Source organism: Mesorhizobium sp. M0848 (assembly GCF_040319805.1).
GTDB lineage: Bacteria > Pseudomonadota > Alphaproteobacteria > Rhizobiales > Rhizobiaceae > Mesorhizobium.
This window is the reverse complement of sequence record NZ_JAMYOM010000007.1, coordinates 218,794-235,568: the sequence shown is the minus strand read 5'-3', so window position 1 is coordinate 235,568 and position 16,775 is coordinate 218,794. Positions and strand designations below refer to the sequence as shown.

14 protein-coding genes and 1 pseudogene are annotated in these 16,775 nt (G+C 63.6%); 8 read left to right on the top strand and 7 right to left on the bottom strand.

Annotated elements, in window-relative coordinates:
• Window positions 1-4 precede the first annotated feature (4 nt).
• From NKH95_RS10605 to ppa, 3 genes are all read left to right on the top strand, one after another.
• The gene (locus NKH95_RS10605) at window positions 5-643 is read left to right on the top strand and encodes a TPM domain-containing protein (protein ID WP_352772741.1); all 639 of its coding nucleotides are present in this window, start codon (window positions 5-7) and stop codon (window positions 641-643) included.
• A gap of 117 nt (window positions 644-760) precedes the next feature.
• Window positions 761-1,267, top strand: coding sequence for a GNAT family N-acetyltransferase (locus NKH95_RS10600; RefSeq protein WP_056586049.1), 507 nt, complete (start codon window positions 761-763; stop codon window positions 1,265-1,267).
• Between the two features lie 112 nt (window positions 1,268-1,379).
• Window positions 1,380-1,913: an inorganic diphosphatase gene (ppa, locus tag NKH95_RS10595; protein ID WP_127294141.1), complete on the top strand. Its 534-nt coding sequence runs from the start codon at window positions 1,380-1,382 to the stop codon at window positions 1,911-1,913.
• 321 nt (window positions 1,914-2,234) lie between these two features.
• Here the strand turns inward: ppa and NKH95_RS10590 are convergent, their stop codons facing one another.
• Window positions 2,235-2,828, bottom strand: a complete 594-nt coding sequence (locus tag NKH95_RS10590) for a hypothetical protein (protein ID WP_352772744.1) — start codon at window positions 2,826-2,828, stop codon at window positions 2,235-2,237.
• A gap of 45 nt (window positions 2,829-2,873) precedes the next feature.
• A complete protein-coding gene (locus tag NKH95_RS10585) occupies window positions 2,874-3,491 on the bottom strand; it encodes a TetR/AcrR family transcriptional regulator (protein WP_023811722.1) in 618 nt (205 codons plus the stop codon).
• 72 nt (window positions 3,492-3,563) lie between these two features.
• Here NKH95_RS10585 and NKH95_RS10580 point away from each other — a divergent pair, with 72 nt between their 5' ends.
• Together NKH95_RS10580 and NKH95_RS10575 are read left to right on the top strand one after the other, a co-directional pair.
• Complete coding sequence (locus NKH95_RS10580; RefSeq protein WP_352772747.1) at window positions 3,564-4,847, top strand: MFS transporter; 1,284 nt, start codon at window positions 3,564-3,566, stop codon at window positions 4,845-4,847.
• 286 nt (window positions 4,848-5,133) lie between these two features.
• Window positions 5,134-6,693 (top strand): alkaline phosphatase D family protein, encoded by a 1,560-nt coding sequence (locus NKH95_RS10575; RefSeq protein WP_502895189.1) that lies wholly within the window; start codon window positions 5,134-5,136, stop codon window positions 6,691-6,693.
• A 91-nt stretch (window positions 6,694-6,784) separates the two neighbouring features.
• On the opposite strand, the gene NKH95_RS10570 is transcribed toward NKH95_RS10575, so the two are convergent.
• Window positions 6,785-7,066: a hypothetical protein gene (locus tag NKH95_RS10570; protein WP_352891503.1), complete on the bottom strand. Its 282-nt coding sequence runs from the start codon at window positions 7,064-7,066 to the stop codon at window positions 6,785-6,787.
• A gap of 197 nt (window positions 7,067-7,263) precedes the next feature.
• Here NKH95_RS10570 and typA point away from each other — a divergent pair, with 197 nt between their 5' ends.
• The gene (gene typA, locus NKH95_RS10565) at window positions 7,264-9,093 is read left to right on the top strand and encodes a translational GTPase TypA (RefSeq protein ID WP_352891501.1); all 1,830 of its coding nucleotides are present in this window, start codon (window positions 7,264-7,266) and stop codon (window positions 9,091-9,093) included.
• A gap of 60 nt (window positions 9,094-9,153) precedes the next feature.
• On the opposite strand, the pseudogene NKH95_RS10560 reads toward typA, so the two are convergent.
• Together NKH95_RS10560 and NKH95_RS10555 are read right to left on the bottom strand one after the other, a co-directional pair.
• Window positions 9,154-9,721 (bottom strand): annotated as a pseudogene (locus tag NKH95_RS10560) (DUF1062 domain-containing protein).
• Window positions 9,654-9,923: a hypothetical protein gene (locus NKH95_RS10555; RefSeq protein WP_352891518.1), complete on the bottom strand. Its 270-nt coding sequence runs from the start codon at window positions 9,921-9,923 to the stop codon at window positions 9,654-9,656. Before NKH95_RS10555 ends, NKH95_RS10560 begins: the two are co-directional and overlap by 68 nt.
• Window positions 9,924-10,176: 253 nt before the next feature.
• On the opposite strand from NKH95_RS10555, the gene NKH95_RS10550 reads away from it, so the two are divergent.
• Window positions 10,177-10,791: a LysE family translocator gene (locus NKH95_RS10550; protein WP_352891500.1), complete on the top strand. Its 615-nt coding sequence runs from the start codon at window positions 10,177-10,179 to the stop codon at window positions 10,789-10,791.
• Between the two features lie 4 nt (window positions 10,792-10,795).
• Here NKH95_RS10550 and NKH95_RS10545 read toward each other — a convergent pair whose 3' ends face one another.
• Window positions 10,796-11,119 carry a YciI family protein gene (locus NKH95_RS10545; protein ID WP_023811729.1) on the bottom strand — a complete coding sequence of 108 codons (324 nt, stop codon included), beginning with the start codon at window positions 11,117-11,119 and terminating at the stop codon, window positions 10,796-10,798.
• Window positions 11,120-11,255: 136 nt separating this feature from the next.
• Window positions 11,256-11,819: a peroxidase-related enzyme gene (locus NKH95_RS10540; RefSeq protein WP_352891499.1), complete on the bottom strand. Its 564-nt coding sequence runs from the start codon at window positions 11,817-11,819 to the stop codon at window positions 11,256-11,258.
• 134 nt (window positions 11,820-11,953) lie between these two features.
• Between NKH95_RS10540 and NKH95_RS10535 the strand changes: the two genes are divergently transcribed.
• Window positions 11,954-16,744, top strand: coding sequence for an NAD-glutamate dehydrogenase (locus NKH95_RS10535; protein ID WP_352891498.1), 4,791 nt, complete (start codon window positions 11,954-11,956; stop codon window positions 16,742-16,744).
• Window positions 16,745-16,775 lie beyond the last annotated feature (31 nt).

Sequence of the window (16,775 nt, the reverse complement as noted above, 5' to 3'; positions counted from 1 at the left end):
TATCATGGCAACACGACCAATCAGCCCGCAGGATCATGAGCGCATCGCAACCGCGATCCGCGCCGCCGAGGAGAAAACCGACGGCGAGATCTACTGCGTCGTGGCCCATGCCAGCGACGGCTATTTCTTCCCGGCCGCCTTCATGGCGACCGTGTGCATGCTGATCGTCAGCCTGGCGGTCGGCTACGGTCTGGAGGCCTGGTGGCTGTCGATCCGGCTGCCGCATTTCGTCCTCGCCCAGCTCCTGGCGCTTGCCTGCGTGCTGGCCTTGTTGTGGGCGCTGCCCGGCCTGCGCATCCATCTGGTGCCGAGGCGGCTGCGCTACCAGGCGGCGCACGCGAACGCGGTCAAGCAGTTCCTTGCCCGCAACGTCCACCGCACCACGGCGCGCACCGGCGTGCTGGTCTTCGTATCGATCGCCGAGCGCTATGCCGAAGTGGTCGCCGATTCGGGCATCGACGCCAAGGTCGGCCAGCATGTCTGGGACGGTGTCGTGCGCGACTTGACCGCGCATGCCGGCGACGACCGGCTTGCCGACGGCTTCGTCAAGGCGATCGAGCAGGTGGGTGCGGTACTGGCCGAGCATTTCCCGGTCACAGTGGGCGACAGCAACGAACTCGACGACCATTTGGTCGAAATCTGAGTCCTTCCAGTGAAGCTTCGAGGGCCCTGTCTTAGGTGGTGACCGCCTGTGAGAAAGCAGCCGGCGGGCCGCCGGGACTCTTGCAATCGGGCGATGCGGGTTTATGGTTAACAAATCATGAATACGCTGACGATCGACATCCGGAAAGCCGACCCGCGCGATGCCAGTGCCATCGCCGAGGTGCATCTGGAGGCCTGGCGCGGCGCCTATTCCGGCATCATTCCGCACCGCACCCTGACATCGATGATCAACCGTCGAGGAGCCGACTGGTGGGCGAATGCGATTCGCCGCGCCGCCACCGTCCTGGTCGTCGAGATCGGCGGCAAGATCGCCGGCTATGCGACGATCGGCAAGAACCGCGCCCGCGAACTGCGCCAGCAAGGCGAAATCTACGAATTGTACCTGCGGCCGGAATATCAGGGCATCGGGCTTGGCAGCCGGCTGTTCGCGGCGGCCAGGGCGCGCCTGGCCGACCATGGGCTGAAAGGCATGGTCGTTTGGGCGCTGGAAGACAACCAGAACGCGCTTGCCTTCTATGCCGGCGCCGGCGGCCGCGATGTAGCCGAAGGCGTCGAGATCTTCGAGCAGAAGGCGCTCAAGAAGGTCGCTTTCGTCTGGGAATGACAGCCCGGCCTTTCGGCCATTGCGTCTCCCGATTTCAGCCAGCACCATTCGCCGCATTGCACCATGGCGCGCCGCCCGCTATCGATCGCCCATCGAGAGAGGGATTTAAGCCATGCGCATCGAAGCCATAGCCAGCGGAAAGAACCCGCCTGAGGACGTCAACGTCATCATCGAGGTGCCGATCGGCGGCGAGCCGATCAAGTATGAGATGGACAAGGAAGCCGGCACGCTGTTCGTCGACCGCTTCCTGCACACCTCGATGCGCTACCCCGGCAACTACGGCTTCGTGCCGCACACGCTGTCGGGCGACGGCGATCCGATCGACGTGCTGGTCTGCAACACGCGCGCCCTGGTGCCGGGCTGCGTCATCAACGTCAGGCCTATCGGCGTGCTGATCATGGAAGACAATGCCGGCCAGGACGAGAAGATCATCGCCGTGCCGTCACCGAAACTGACGCTGCGCTACGAGAACGTCACCGAATACACCCAGCTGCCCGACATCACGCGCCAGCAGGTGCAGCACTTCTTCGAGCACTACAAGGATCTCGAGCCCGGCAAATGGGTCAAGATCGAAGGCTGGCACGATTCCAAATATGCCAAGAAGATGATCGTCGAGGCGATCGAGCGGGCCAAGGCGAGCAAGTAGCTGGGCTTAGGCTCTGCGGAGCATCAACCTCGCAGGGCCTAGGCCTCGCGAGGCCCCTCAACTTCGTCATACCAGGGCGGAGCAGCCGCGAAGCGGCGTCGCGGAGACCCTGGTATCCATGCCGTGACGCTCGGTGAAGTGCGCGGCTAAGCAGAATTCTGCACCGTTGTGGTGTTGTTGGTGTCGCGGCATGGATCCTCGGGTCTGCGCTGCGTCGCTACGCTCCTTGCTGCGCCCGTGGATGACGAAGTCAAAGGCGTTTCGGTCAATCCCGACGTGTGCGACCTGCATGTGGCAGAAGTTCCGTGCTAAGCAACTGATCTAGTTATCCACCCGGCCGAAAGCCGGCACGTTGCCGATGACAGTGCGCCTGTCCTTGCCACAGGCGAAGGTCCGTGCCTTGCCGTCGGCAAGCTTGCGCGCCTGATCGTTGGCGGTGGGATTGCCCGTGGCCAGCACCAGGCCGACGGTGCAGCCGTCGCGGGCTTCCATCTGGCCGACCTTGGCGACGAGCAGCACCTCGGTCGGCTTTTTCTCGTCCTCGGGATTGCTGATCGAGCGGCGATGGATGGCGGCATAGGGCACTGCCGTGTCGCCCTTGGTTTCGATGCGCCATTCGATCTTGGCTCCGGACGAATTGAAGCCGGAAAAGCTTTCCCAGACCGTCGTCATGTCGCCGCCGGGCGGAAAGCCGTAGAACAGCGATTCACGCGCGTCGTCATAGGCGATCAGTACGGGATAGCCGCGATAGCCCGAACAGGCGAGTTCGGCCCAGTCGCCGTCGCCTTCTTCTGCCTGCGCGTAGGTCACGCAGTCCGTTTTCGAATCCAGATCGGTGTAGGCGCTGGAAATGCCGTCGGCTTGCGCCGCCTGACCGAGACCGACCAGAACAAGCGGGATCAGAATGGCACGCATGGCGGTCAATCTCCGTTGCAAGCCGCTGCAGCGTAGCGTCAAACGCTATTTCTTCAAGCTCGCTTCAATCAGCAGGTCGGCATTGCGGGCAACCGCCTGGGCCGGGCCGCCGAGCCCGAACAGCTGGCCGCTGATATAGGCGCCCTCGATCAGCAGCAGCAGGCCGTCGCCGAGCGTGTCAGGGTCTTGCGCGCCCATCGCGGCCGCCATGGCGCGCAGCCGGCGGCGCAGTTCCTGCTTGTTGGCCTCGCTGACCACGCGGGCCGGATGGCTGTGGTCGGGATATTCGACCGCCGCATTGGTCATGCCGCAGCCGCGATAATCCGCCACTTGCGTGCGCTTGCCGATGCGGGTCAGAAAAGCCTTGATCTGTGCGCGCGGCTCGCCGGGATGAGCGGCGACCGCCTCGTCGAAACGCTCCCAATATTCAAGATCGTACTGCCTGAGATAGGAGGCGGCCAGTTCATCCTTGGACGGAAAGCTGCGATAGAGGCTGGGCTTGGTGACGCCGGCACGTTTGACGATCTCGTCGACGCCTATCGCCCTGATGCCGCGCCGGTAGAACAGGTCATAGGCCACATCGAGGATCTTCTTGGCTGCTTTCGGCGGCGCCGACGCATGACCGTCGCTGATGGTCAGATCAATATTTTTGTCCGTTGGCATCGTGTGGCTCGATTGACAATGTTACCGATCGGTACGTATACATACTCCACCTGCAACGTACCGGTCAGTAACATGATAGCTCAATCCCGCCCATTTGGCCAGCGCTACGCTTTCGTCGTGGTCGGCGTCATCTTCCTTAGCCTGCTGGTCGCGGCCGGTCTGCGGTCTGCTCCCTCTGTCATGATGCTGCCGCTGGAGACCAGTTTCGGCTGGCGGCGCGACATCATCTCGCTGGCCGCAGGTGTCGGCATCCTGCTTTACGGCCTGACGGGGCCATTTGCCGCGGCCCTGATGGAGCGCATCGGGCTGCGCCGCACATTGCTGGCCTCGCTGGTGGTGATGTCAGGCTCGACCGCGCTCAGCCTGCTGATGACCAAGCCGTGGCATCTGTTTATCACCTGGGGCGTGTTCTCGGGCATTGGTTCCGGTGCTGTCGCCAGCGTGCTCGGCGCGACCATCGTCAACCGGTGGTTCAAGACCAATCGCGGCCTTGTCATGGGATTGATGTCGGCCTCCAGCGCCTCGGGCATGCTGGTGTTCCTGCCGCTGATCGCCGCGCTGGCGCAGTCGGGCGGCTGGCAGCCGGTTGTCGTTGCGGTCGCGATCGCAACCGCGGCTCTGATACCGCTGGTCTGGCTGCTGGTGCCGGAGCGGCCGGCCTCGATCGGCATGGTGCGCTACGGCGCCGATGCCGACGACCTGCCGCCGGCTCCGCCCGCGTCACAGGGCAATTTCCTCGCGCATACGTTCTCGACGCTGCGCCGCGCCGCCGGCACCCGCGTCTTCTGGTATCTGTTCGCCACCTTCTTCGTCTGCGGCTTCACCACCAACGGGCTGGTCGGCACGCATCTGATCGCGTTCTGTGGCGACATGGGCATCGGCGAGGTGCAGGCCGCCGGCCTGCTGTCGATGATGGGTATCTTCGACCTGATCGGCACGACACTGTCCGGCTGGCTCACCGACCGCTACGACCCGCGCAAGCTGCTCGGCGTCTATTACGGCATTCGCGGCCTGTCGCTGATCTACCTGCCCTATTCCGGCTTCTCGGCGACCAGCCTGATCATCTTCGCCGTGCTCTACGGCCTCGACTGGATCGCCACCGTGCCGCCGACGCTGCGGCTCGCCAATGAGGCGTTCGGCGACCGCAGCGGGCCGATCGTGTTCGGCTGGATCGTCGCCGGACACCAGATCGGTGCGGCGACAGCCGCCGCCTTCGGCGGCACCATGCGCGAGTTGCAGGGCAATTACGAACTGGCGTTCCTGATCGCCGGCATGACGGCAATCGCCGCCGCCTGTATCTCGCTGCTGATCAACACCAGCAAGCCAGCTTTCGAGCCAGAGCCGCAGGCGGCTTGAAGCTCGGCGACGGAGCAAATCTCCCCCTCGAGGGGGAGATGGCCGCGAAGCGGCCAGAGGGGGCGGTCCGACCGGGCTCGGCCTCCTGGTGCAGATGGAGGCTGGCGCTCCATGCGCGGCGACCCCCTCTGTCGCCTTCGGCGACATCTCCCCCTCGAGGGGGGAGATCACCCGCCTGTTGATCGTCAGAAAAACTTCATCATTTCGAGATGTCCCTGAAACATTGACGCTGGATTTTGGTGGCACCGTTCAAGCCATCCAGGAGACAGCCGTGAACAAGCTTTCGATGACCCGCCGCGCTTTTGTCACTTCCGCCGGCGCCGTTGGCCTGGCCGGCGTTTCGAGCCTGGCGCTGCCCTACTATTCGCGTGCCAATCAGCGGCCTTCCTTCACCCATGGCGTTCAGTCCGGCGATGTCGACGCAACCAGCGGCATGGTGTGGACGCGCACCGATCGCCCGTCGCGCGTCATGTTCGAAGTGTCGTCGACGGAGAATTTTGCCAATGCGACGCGCCTGGCGCCTCTCGATACGTCGCCGGCCAGCGATTACACGGTCAAGCGGCTGCTCACCGACCTCGCTTCCGACCAGGACATCTTCTATCGAATGACGGCAGCCGACCTCGCCGACATCAACGCCGTTTCGGAGCCGATCACCGGCCGTTTCAGGACGGCGCCAGCCTCGAAGCGCGACATCCGCTTTGCCTGGTCCGGCGACACCGCCGGCCAGGGCTGGGGCATCGATGAGACCGGCATGAAGACCTACGCCACGATCGGCAAGCACACGCCCGACTTCTTCCTGCATTCGGGCGACACCATCTATGCCGACGGCGCCATGAAGGACGAGGTCGACCTGCCCGGCGGCGGCAAGTGGAAGAACGTCGTGCTGATCGACGGCAAGCGCAAGGTCGCCGAGACGCTGGACGAATACCGGGACCAGTGGAAATACAACATGATGGACAAGAACGTGCTTGGCCTGAGCGCCATCTGTCCGACTTTCTACCAGTGGGACGACCATGAAGTCCTGAACAACTGGTCGGATTCGAAGGATCTCAGCGCCGACGGCCGCTATACGGAAAAATCCATCCACGTGCTGGCGGCCCGTGCGGCGCGGGCTTTCCACGAGATGACGACCATCCGCTACGAACCGTCCGAGCCCGGCCGCGTCTATCGCAAGATCGCTTATGGGCCGCTGCTCGACGTGTTCTTCCTCGACATGCGCTCCTATCGCGGCCCCAATGGTCCCGACATGCAGGATGAGATGACGCCGCAATCGCGCATGCTGGGCGAACAGCAGACGAAATGGCTGAAGCGCGAACTGGCGAATTCGAAGGCGACCTGGAAAATCATCGCCGCCGACATGCCGCTCGGCCTCGTCGTCTGGGACGACGGCACCAAGAAGGTGGGTGCCGAGGCGGTCAGCAATGGCGATAATGACTTGCCAAAAGGGCGCGAGATCGAGATCGCCGACCTGCTGCGCTTCATCAAGAATGCCGGCATCAGCAACACCGTCTGGCTCACCGCAGACGTGCATTACACGGCCGCGCATTATTACAATCCGGACAAGGCGCAGTTCCAGGAGTTCAATCCGTTCTGGGAATTCGTCTCGGGTCCGATCCATGCCGGCACGTTCGGTCCCAACGATTTCGACATGACGTTCGGTCCGGAGTTGAAGTTCATCAAGGTGCCGACCGCCGAACAGGGACAGAACCTGCCGCCCTCGGCGGGTTTGCAATTCTTCGGGCTTGTCGATATTTCAGGCGCCAGCGAGCAGATGACGGTGCGGCTGATGGATCGCGACGACAATGAACTCTACAAGGTGACGCTCGACCCGGTGCGGTCGGCGTAAGCGCACTTTATACCCTCCCCCTTGTGGGGAGGGTCGGCGCGGCGGCTTCGCAAAGCGAAGCTGGCGAGACGGGGCGGGGATGAAGCGCTGACTAGTCCGGGTAGCAGACCATGGGGATATTCGGCCAGACGGCGCTGTCGCAGTTGGCGGCGTCCTGCCGCTGCTTGAAGGCGGCGCTGACCGGGCCGGTCACCACCGGGTCGACGCCGTCGGGCGCGTCGGCGAAAATCTGCTCGGCCGACTGTGCCTCCGACGGCAAGGCAGGCCGGGATTCCTTCATCGTGGCGGCCGACTGCGCGGCGTTGGCCGCCAGCAGGACGGCGAAGGCAACGGAGGCGATGAGCGGCCAAAATCGGTTGAGTTTATCGGTCATGACGTTCGAACTGTCTGGGCCCCGAAGGGTTCCCGCCTTGGTTAACAAAATCATCTCACACGCAGATGCTTAAGATTTGATGAGTATTTGGTGACGCGCCTCCTCTTTCGCAACTGCGAAAAACCCTGTATGAGCCGCGCAACCGAAAGAGGCAGCGCCTTTTGGCCTGCTGCCTGCAACGCTTCCGAGACCAGAACATGAAAATTCGTAATATCGCGATCATCGCGCACGTCGACCATGGAAAGACCACCTTGGTCGACCAGCTTTTGAAGCAGTCCGGCTCCTTCCGAGACAATCAGCGCGTCGCCGAGCGCGCCATGGATTCCAACGACCTCGAAAAGGAACGCGGCATCACCATCCTGGCCAAGGCGACCTCGGTCGACTGGAAGGATACCCGCATCAACATCGTCGACACGCCCGGCCACGCCGATTTTGGCGGCGAGGTCGAACGCATCCTGTCGATGGTGGACTCAGCCATCGTGCTGGTCGATGCCGCCGAAGGGCCGATGCCGCAGACCAAGTTCGTCGTCGGCAAGGCGCTCAAGGTCGGCCTGAAGCCGATCGTCGTCATCAACAAGATCGACCGTCCGGACGCCCGTCATGTCGAGGTGGTCAACGAGGTGTTCGACCTTTTCGCCGCGCTCGACGCCACCGACGAGCAGCTCGACTTCCCGATTCTGTACGGTTCAGGCCGCGATGGCTGGGTTTCGGAAAATCCGGAAGGACCGAAAGACCAGCAGCTGGCGCCGCTGTTCGACCTCGTCATCAAGCATGTGCCGGAGCCGACCGTTCATCCCGGCCCGTTCCGCATGATCGGCACCATCCTGGAAGCCAATCCGTTTCTCGGCCGCATCATCACCGGCCGCATCGAGAGCGGCACGCTGAAGGCCAACCAGCCGGTCAAGGTGCTGCACCATGACGGTACCCAGATCGAAACCGGCCGTATTTCGAAGATCCTGGCCTTCCGCGGCCTCGAGCGCCAGCCGATCGAAGAAGCGCAGGCGGGCGACATCGTCGCCATTGCCGGCCTGTCGAAGGGCACCGTCGCCGACACGTTCTGCGACCTGAGCGTGAGCGAACCGCTGCATGCGCAGCCGATCGATCCGCCGACCGTGACCATGTCGTTCCTGGTCAACGACAGTCCGCTGGCCGGCACCGAAGGCGACAAGGTGACCAGCCGCGTCATCCGCGACCGCCTGCTGCGCGAAGCCGAAGGCAATGTCGCGCTGAAGATCGAGGAATCGCCTGACAAGGATTCGTTCTTCGTCTCCGGCCGCGGCGAATTGCAACTGGCCGTGCTGATCGAGACGATGCGCCGCGAGGGTTTCGAGATTGCCGTGTCGCGTCCGCGCGTCGTCATGCAGAAGGCCGAAAATGGCGACCTGCTCGAGCCGGTCGAAGAAGTCGTCATCGACGTCGACGAGGAGCATGCCGGCGTCGTCGTGCAGAAGATGTCCGAGCGCAAGGCCGAGATGGTCGAACTGCGCCCATCCGGCGGCAACCGCCAGCGCATCGTCTTCCACGCGCCGACCCGTGGCCTGATCGGCTACCAGTCGGAACTGTTGACCGACACGCGCGGCACCGCCGTGATGAACCGGCTTTTCCATGCCTATGAGCCCTACAAGGGCGAATTGCCGGGCCGCACCAATGGCGTGCTGATTTCCAACGAGCAGGGCGAGGCGGTGGCCTACGCCATGTGGAACCTGGAAGACCGCGGTCCGATGGTCATCGATCCCGGCGTCAAGGTCTATCAGGGCATGATCATCGGCATCCACTCCAGAGACAACGATCTCGAAGTGAACGTGCTCAAGGGCAAGAAGCTGACCAACATCCGCGCCGCCGGCAAGGATGAGGCCGTGAAGCTGACGCCGCCGATCCGCATGACGCTGGAGAAGGCTCTGGCCTGGATCCAGGACGACGAGCTGGTCGAGGTGACGCCGAAGACGATCCGTCTGCGCAAGCTCTATCTCGATCCGAACGAGCGCAAGCGCTTCGAGAAGTCGGCCAAGGTGGTCGGCGCGGCGTAAGCTCTCTATTTTCCAACAACCGAGAGGGGCGGAGCAACCAGTGTTCCTCCCCTTTTTCGTTCATCCACCGGCAGCCGAGATGATGGCCTGCCGATCGGTCTCGCCGGCCAGATCGATGCGGATCGCGATTCCCGCGCGGGCCGGCTTGCGCAGGGCCTTTGCTCCATCCGGGTCAACGATGAGCAGCCGCTTCTCCTCCAGTGCCTGAAGCCGTGATCGCGAGATGCCAAGTTCGCCGGCGAGCAGCCGGTCGAGTCGCAGCGATGTCGGCATTTCGAGCCCAAGCTGGATTTCCAACACGGTCGCGGCTTCCCTGGTGTCGCCGAGCCTGCGCTTGTGAACGCTGACATCGGAGAACTCCTCGACGCGCCCGATCCGGTTGCGCAACGCGATTACATCGAAGGCATGACGATGAGCGAGTGCAGGATCGTTGCTTTTCGAGTGCCGCCAGCAGCGCCGGGTCGATGTCGCGGCGGTTGCAGCGCTCGAAAATGCCGAAATTCCAGGAGTTGTCGCAGTCGATGCAGCGATAGATCAGCCACACGTCGATGCGTTTGCCGTTAGCGTTGATGCGGAATTTCCCGCTGCTGCAATAGGCCTTCACAGTGCCGCAGCGATTGCAGCTGATGAGCGGCCGAGGTGGGGTTTTGGGTGCGATCGTCCAATGGATACGCAGTGGTCCAGACATGCCGATAAGCCCTTCCCGTCGGGAAGTTCATCAGGCCGGCGATGTCGAGATGCCCATGCGGGCACGGCGTGGCGGTCGCTTGCAATGATCGGAAATCGGATGTCACGGGCGGCAGCGCGCAACAACGGTTCAGCAGTGCCAAACCGGTCTCGAACCGCCGCCCAGAAGAACACATGGAAATGAAAACAGACACCGCGAATGCGGTGTCATGCAGTGTGTCGGGGGAGTTGGCGAGACCGGCGGTTACGTAGGCAAAGTGAAGCTCGAAATTGTTTTCGCGGCGGCCTTTCTAGCCGCGAGATGCTGGACCGACAAGGGTCTTTTGTCGGTGCTACCGCAGCCGAGCCACTTGCGCTAATATCCGAAATCGAAGGTTTTCAACCAGAGACCCGGTTATGCACCCCACCTCGCTCCAGATTTTCGCCGCCGCTCTGTTCGTTGCCGCGGGCTCGCCCGGGCCATCGATCGCGGCGCTCGTCGCCCGCGTCATCTCGAAAGGGTTTCGCGACGTGTTCCCGTTCCTGCTCGCCATGTGGATCGGCGAGGGCATCTGGCTGTCGCTGGCGGTGTTCGGGCTGGCTGTCGTGGCGCAGACCTTCCATTTCGCCTTCGTCGTGGTGAAATGGGTCGGCGTCGCCTATCTCGCTTACCTCGCCTGGAAGATGTGGACCGCGCCCGTCGATGCAAAAGAGGGCGAGATGCCGCGCGAGGATTCGGCGATAAAACTGTTCTTCGCGGGCATGGCGGTGACGCTCGGCAACCCCAAGATCATGATGTTCTACCTGGCGCTGCTGCCGACCATCATCGATCTCGCTTCGGTCAGCATTGTCGGCTGGGTCGAGCTGACGGCGACCATGGCCGTGGTGCTGGTCGCCATCGATCTCGCCTGGGTGCTCGCCGCTTCGCAGGCGCGCAAGCTTTTGAAGAGCAAGCGCGCCATGAAGATCGCCAACCGTGTCAGCGCGACGACGATGGCCGGCGCGGCGGCCGCGATCGCGGCGCGGTCCTAACCCGTCACATCATTTCAATGATCGGCGCGATTTCGACGCTGAAACCCGGATCCATCAGGATCGGGCAATCCTTGGCCTTGGCGACGGCTTCGTCGATGTCTTTCGCTTCGACGATCGTGTAGCCCGCGGTCGGATTGCTGCCGCCATTGTTCTCGACCTTGCCGCCGGGCAGCACCATCTTCGACATGCCGACCGGATTGCCGCCGTCGACCACGGCCGAGCCGAGCTTGCCGTACCAGCCGTTCCAGGCGTCCATTGCGGCTTTCCGCTCGGCCTCGTCGGTCGGCATCTTGCCCGAGCCATGATAGACGTAGAGATACTTCGCCATGTTCTCCTCCCTTGGTGAGCGGCATCGAACCGGCATGCGGTCATGCCGCCTGCCGATCATCGGACCAAACCGGCAAACAAGCAACGAGAATGCGAAACTGCTAATATAACGCTCGACCTGGCCCAGCTGCCGCGCCTCACCGCGCCATGGCGTGGTATTCGTCGTTCGGCCGCATGTCGATTGCCGCGGCCACCCGGTTCGACATGTTGAAGAAGGCCGCGGTCGAGGCGATGTCCCAGATGTCGCGATCGGTGAAGCCGGCCTGACGCAGCGCGGCCCGGTCGGCCTCGACGATCTTGGCCGGCTGTTCGGTCAGCTTGACGGCGAATTCGAGCATTGCCGTCTGCCTGGGCGAAAGATCGGCGGCGCGGAAATTCATCACGATCATTTCGCCGAGCGCCGGGTCGCCGGAGAGCTGGCGCACCGCCGCGCCGTGCGCGGTCAGGCAATAGTAGCAATGATTGATCGAGGAGACGGCGACCGCGATCATCTCGCGCTCCAGCTTCGACAGGCCGGACTCACCCAGCATCAAATCGTTGTACATGTCGGTGAAGGCGCGCAGCTTCCTATCATCGAAGGCATAGGCCTTGAGCACGTTGGGGACGAGGCCGAGCTTCTCCTCGCATTTGGCGAAATAGGTTTTTGTCGCCTCGCTCAGCTCTCCCTGGCCAAGATCAAGCGCGCTGATTTTGCCGGTCATGGATCATTTCTCCTCGTTGGGCGATTCTTGTTGCCGAATTCCGATATTTCTTTGCAAGCCGTCAAACCTTTGTCGCCAAACAGCGGTCATCTGCTACCATAGTCGTAAAAGCATTGACGGGAGGGACGTGCGTCATGGCCAGCGTGAAATCCGCGAGCAAGCCGAAGAAAAAAGCCACGGCAGCGACAAAAGCGGAGGAAAGGCCAGCCAGGCTTGCGGACTATCTGCTCGCCCGCGCGCCAGCTGAAGACATTGCTCCCTACGATGTGGCCGACCTCGAACGCGCCGCCGATCTCGCCGGCCAGGCAGTCGCCACTCACAGGAAAGGCGAGTGCGTCGTCGCCGTCGATGCCGATTCGGGCGTTGTGCGAGACGGCCGCCCGATGACGGTTGTCACAGTCGTCAACGACAACATGCCGTTCCTGTTCGATTCCATCCTCGGCGAGATCACCGAGACATCGGGCGAACCGACCCTGGTCACTCATCCGGTTATCGTCGTGCGCCACGGCAAGGGCGGCGTGGAAGAAATCCTCGGCGACGGCAATTTCGCCAAGGACGATGGCAGCCACGACAGGCTGAGCGTCATCCATGTCCACATCCCACGGCTGACATCCGAGCAGGCGAGCGGATTGAGCGAGCGGCTGCGCAAGATCCTTGGCCAGGTTCATGCCGCCGTTCACGACTGGAGGCCAATGCTGGCCCGCCTCGATCAGGCGATCTCGGAATTCCGCTATACGGCCGTGCCGCTCGACAAGAAGAGCGTTGCCGAGGCCCTCGCCTTCCTGGAGTGGCTGCGCGACGACAATTTCACCTTCCTTGGCATGCGCGAGTTCAAATACACCGGCGGCGAGGAAAGCGGCACGCTTGAGCGCGCCGAAAAGCCCGGCCTCGGCATCCTGTCTGACCCCGACGTGCTGGTGCTCAGGCGCGGCACCGAAGCGGTGACGACGACGCCGGAGATCCGCGCCTTCCTGCATGGGCCGGAGCCGCTGATCGTCACCAAGGCCAATGCCAAGTCGTCCGTGCACCGCCGCATCTATCTCGATTACATCGGCATCAAAACCTACACCGCCAAGGGTACGCTCGCGGGCGAGTTGCGCATCGTCGGCCTGTTCACCTCGACCGCCTACACGCGCTCGGTGATGAAGATCCCATATCTCAGGTCAAAAGCCGAAACCATCATCGCCAAGTCCGGCTTCGACAGGCACGATCACTCCGGCAAGGCGCTGATCAACGTTTTGGAGAGCTATCCGCGCGACGAACTGTTCCAGGTGCCCGTGCCGGTCCTGAGGAAGCATGCCGCTGCCATTCTCGGCCTGGTCGAGCGGCCGCGGGTGCGGGCGCTGGTGCGCGCCGACCAGTTCGACCGCTTCGTTTCGATCCTCGTCTTTGTGCCGCGCGACCGCTACGACAGCGTCGTGCGCGAGAAGATCGGCTTCTATCTGAAGACCATGTTCGAAGGCCGGCTGTCGGCCTATTACCCGGCCTTCCCCGAAGGCGGGCTGGCGCGTGTGCACTTCATCATCGGCCGCTCCGGCGGCAAGACGCCGAAGGTCGAGCAAGCGACGATCGAGGCGGCGATCCGCGACATCGTGCGCACCTGGGAAGATGCGCTTTCCGATGCGGCGGAGGCCAATGGCGCCGACCAGGCGTTGAAGAGCATCGCCGCGCGGCTGCCGGAAAGCTACCGCGATTCGTTCAGCGCGGCGGTTGCGCTGGCAGATGCGGGGCGCATCGCCAAGATCAGCGCCGGCAATCCGATCGCCATCGACTATTATCGCCATGCCGAACAGAAGCCGCATCAGGCGGCGCTGAAGATCTATCATCACGGCAGCCCGGTGGCGCTGTCGCGCCGGGTGCCGGTGTTGGAAAACATCGGCTTCCGCGTCATCAGCGAACGCACTTTCGAGGTCGGCGACGACCAGTCCGGCCTGGTCTTCATCCACGACATGGAGCTTGAGAACAGCTACGGCAAGCCGATCGATCTGACCGATGGCGGCGCACTTTTCGAGGATGCGTTCCTCTCCGTCTGGCGCGGCGACGTCGACAATGACGGTTACAACGGCCTCGCCCAGACCGCCGGCCTGTGGTCTGGCGAGATCACCATCCTGCGCGCCTATGGCCGCTATCTGCAGCAGGTCGGTATTCCGCAAAGCCAGGATTTCATCGCCGCCGCGCTCAATCGCTATCCCGACATAGCGCGGGGCCTGCATGCGCTGTTCATCGCCCGGCTTGGCCCGACAGCCGAGACCGAAGGCGTGGTGGCGGCAAAGCACCTCAAGGCCAAGATCAAGGATGCGCTGGAGGATGTGCCGAACATCGACGACGACACCATCATCCGGCGCTACCTCAATCTGATCGAAGCCTCGCTGCGCACCAATCATTTCGTTGCCGATACGAAAGAAAAGGGCCAGTCGCTGGCGATCAAGCTCGATTCGCACGCGGTCGAGGGCTTGCCGGCGCCGCGACCGTGGCGGGAGATCTTCGTCTACGGTTCCGAGGTCGAAGGCCTGCATCTGCGCTTCGGTCCGGTGGCGCGCGGCGGTCTGCGCTGGTCGGACCGCGCCCAGGACTATCGCACCGAGGTGCTTGGCCTGGTCAAGGCACAGCAGGTCAAGAATGCCGTCATCGTGCCGGTCGGCGCCAAGGGCGGCTTTTATCCGAAGAAGCTCCCGATGAGCGCCGGCCGCGACGCGATCTTCGAGGCCGGCACCTCGGCCTACAAGAACTTCGTCTCCAGCCTGCTGTCGATCACCGACAATATCGGCCTCGACGGTGTCATCCCGCCGGCCGGCGTCATCAGACGCGACCCGGACGATCCGTATTTCGTCGTTGCCGCCGACAAGGGCACGGCGACCTTCTCCGACACCGCCAACGCGATCTCGGAGAAGCACGGCTTCTGGCTCGACGACGCCTTCGCCAGCGGCGGCTCTGCCGGCTACGACCACAAGAAGATGGGCATCACCGCCAAGGGCGCCTGGGAAGCGGTCAAGCGGCATTTCCGCGAGATCAACCGCGACATCCAGACCTCGTCCTTCACCGTCGTCGGTGTCGGCGACATGTCGGGCGACGTGTTCGGCAACGGCATGCTTTTGTCGCCGAAAACCCGGCTGATCGCCGCCTTCGACCATCGAGACATCTTCATCGATCCCGATCCCGACATGGCAGCCTCCATGCCCGAGCGCGAGCGCATGTTCGCGCTGCCGCGTTCGAGTTGGCAGGACTACGACAAGACGAAACTGTCGGAAGGCGGCATCATCGTCTCGCGCAACCAGAAGTCGATCACCTTGCCGGCGGCGGCGGCGGCGGCGATCGGCCTGGCCAAGACCACCGCCACGCCGGTCGAGATCATGACCGCCATCCTCAAGGCGCCGGTCGATCTCCTGTGGTTCGGCGGCATCGGCACCTATTTGCGGGCATCGACCGAGACCAATGCCGAGGTCGGCGACCGCGCCAACGATGCCATTCGCATCACCGCGCTCGACGTGCGCGCCAAGGTGATCGGCGAGGGCGCCAATCTCGGCGTCACGCAGCGGGCGCGCATCGAGTTCGGCCTAAATGGCGGCCGCTGCAATTCCGACGCCATCGACAATTCGGGCGGCGTCAACTGTTCCGACGTCGAGGTCAACATCAAGATCGCGCTTGCGTCCGCCATGCGCAAGGGGTCGTTGACGCGCCCGGCACGCAACAAGCTGCTGGCCGAGATGACCGACGAGGTCGGCTCGCTGGTGCTGTCCAACAACTACCAGCAGACGCTGGCGCTTTCGATCGCCCGCAAGCGCGGCCTCGCCGACATCGCGCATCAGAGCCGCTTCATGACGGCGCTGGAGGCGCGTGGCCTGCTCGACCGCGCGGTGGAGACGCTGCCATCGCCGGCAGCGCTCGCCGAGCGCGAAGCGCGTGGCGAACCGCTGACCAGAGCCGAGCTCGGCGTGCTGCTCGCCTATGCCAAGATCGTGCTGTTTTCCGACATCGTCGCCAGCGACGTGCCTGACGACGCGCATTTCGACCGCGACCTGATGGGCTATTTCCCCGACCGGATGGCGACGAAATACGCCGCAGAGATCCACGGCCACAGGCTGCGCCGCGAGATCATCACGCGCGTCGTCGCCAACGATCTGGTCAATCGCGGCGGCCCGTCCTTCGTCAACCGGCTGCAGGAAGCCACGGGGCGCTCCGCCGCCGACGTGGTGCGGACCTTCGCGATGGTGCGCGACGGTTTTGCCTTGCCGGCGCTGTATCGCGAGATCGACGCGCTCGACAACCAGATCGACGGCCAGGTGCAGCTCGATCTCTATCAGATGGTCAGCCGGCTGATCTACGTGACCAGCGGCTGGTATCTCAAGAACGATGCCGGCACGGCACCCCTCGGCCAGCGCATCGCCGAGCTGCAGGAAGCACGCAAGGCGCTGGAACCCAAGCTCGTTTCGCTGCTGCCGGCTTTCTCGCGCGAGCGCATCGAGGAGAAGCGGCACGGGCTGTTCAAGAGCGGCGCGCCGGAAGGGCTGGCCGGGCAACTGGCGCTGAGCGAGGTGGCGGAACTTATCCCCGACATCGCGCTGACGGCGCGCACCGCCGGCGCCGATATCGTCGCCGCGGCCAAGGCGTTCTTCGCCGTCAGCGATGCCTTCCGCATCCCGCGTGTCGAGGACGCCGCACGCTCGATCACGCCTTCGGACTACTATGATCAGCTTGCACTGTCGCGCGCCACCGACACGATCGGCGCGGCACGGCGCGGCATCGCGGTGGCGGCACTCACCGGCCACGCCAAGACGGCCGATCCGGTGGTTGCTTGGCTGGACGCCGGCGGCGAGCGGGTGGCGCGCATCCGCGAGCGGCTGCAGGCGCTGACCGAGGGCGGCGACATCACCGTGTCGCGGCTGTCGGTGGCGTCGGGGCTGATGAGCGATCTGACGGGGATGTGAACCGCCGACGATCACCACACGCATCACCGGA